A 1,726-nucleotide genomic window follows, 5' to 3' on the forward strand; every position below is an offset into this window, starting at 1 on the left:
ACCAGCCCATCGAACAGGCGCACGCGCTGCTCGTCCAGGGCGGCGCCGAGCGGCGCCGGCGCCGTTACGCGGCGGCCCGGGCGGCGATCGGCGCCGCCCTGGCGATCTTCCTGGCCGCCGACGCCAAGCCGTGGACCGAGCAGACGGAGCGCGCGCAGACCCGCACCGAGGGGACCTCGGCGCAGCCGGCCGACTCCGGGCTCACCTCCACCGAGGTGCGCATCGCCGTCCTGGTCCGTGACGGCGCCAGCAACCGGGAGATCGCCAGCCAGCTGTATCTGAGCGTCAAGACGGTCGAGGCGACGCTCACCCGGGTCTACCGCAAGCTCGGCGTACGTTCACGCACCCAGCTCTCGTCCAGGCTGCCGGCCCTTGACCCGGCGACGACAAGGGTTTTCCCTGATTCGGTGACAGTTGTCGATGCATAGCGTCACAGCAAAGCCAGCCCGGTGCCCCCCGACCCCGGGACACCGAGCCCAGGCCTCGCCCTGACCGGGTCGAGTAAAGGAGTACTAGCGTGGGACGTAAGAAGCTCATCACAGCCTCGGTGGCCCTGGCCACCGGGGCGGCGCTGGCGCTGGCGGCCTCGCCCGCCTCGGCCGGCCCGCAACAGGCACCGAGCCCCGCACCCGCACCCGCGGCCCTTGCCGCCTCCTCCGCCGACCAGCTAGTCGACAGTGCCGCCGCCGAGAATGTGCTGCATCGTTCCGACGGCGACTCCCTCAAGCGCACCGGTGTCGTGCAGGGCACCCGTGGCCTGCAGTACGTGACGTACGCGCGGTCCTTCGAGGGCCTGCCCGTCGTCGGTGGCGACGTGGTCGTCACGACGGACGCCGCCGGCGCCGTCAAGGGCACCGCGGTGGCGCAGACCGCGGAGATCAACGTCGGCACCACGGCGAAGATCACCGGGGCGCAGGCGGCCGCCACGGCCAAGGCGCAACTGGCCAAGGTGGACAGCGCGTCGGCGGCGGTCCTCAAGGTCCTCGCCTGGGGCACTCCGAAGCTCGCCTACGAGGTGGCCGTCGAGGGCCGCACGGCCCAGAACAAGCCGAGCAACCTGCACATCTTCGTCGACGCCGCCACCGGCGCCGTGCTCGACCAGGTCGACGACGTGCGCGAGGGCACCGGCAACGGCTACTACTACGGCAACGTCACCATCAACACGTCGGGCTCCGGCTCCTCCTTCTCCATGACCGACACGACCCGGCCGGGTCTCAAGTGCGGCGGGCAGAACGGCTCGGCCTACACCGGCACCGACGACGCGTGGGGCAACGGTTCGGGCACGAACCTGGAGACCGCCTGCGTCGACGCGCTGTGGGGCGCGCAGCGCGAGGCCGACATGTTCTCGGCCTGGTTCAACCGCAACGGCATCCTGGGCAACGGCAACACCCCGCCGATCCGGGTCGGGCTCGCCGACGTCAACGCCTACTGGAACGGCTCCTACGTCAACTTCGGCCACAACCAGGCGAACACCCGCCAGGCCACCCCGATCGACGTCGTCGGACACGAACTCGGTCACGCCGTCTTCCAGAGCACCCCGGGCGGTGCCGGCAGCGGCAACGAGAACGGCGGCATCAACGAGTCCACCGGTGACATCTTCGGTGCCCTCACCGAGGCGTACGCGAACAGCGCGCTCGACCCGCCGGACTACACGGTCGGCGAGGAGGTCGACCTGGTCGGCGACGGCCCGATCCGCTACATGTACAACCCGTCGCTCGCCGGCGAC

Annotated in this window: 2 protein-coding genes; both read left to right on the forward strand. The window is 71.0% G+C overall.

Translation table 11 applies throughout. From position 1 onward, the window contains the following. Positions 1-428: helix-turn-helix transcriptional regulator (locus AB0F10_RS45465; RefSeq protein ID WP_360640822.1), on the forward strand; the 428-nt coding region annotated here is incomplete at its 5' end. Between the two features lie 89 nt (positions 429-517). Next, a partial coding sequence (locus AB0F10_RS45470; RefSeq protein ID WP_360640824.1) for a M4 family metallopeptidase occupies positions 518-1,726 on the forward strand: 1,209 nt, incomplete at its 3' end.

The organism is Actinoplanes sp. NPDC026623 (assembly GCF_040638275.1).
Classification (GTDB): domain Bacteria; phylum Actinomycetota; class Actinomycetes; order Mycobacteriales; family Micromonosporaceae; genus Actinoplanes.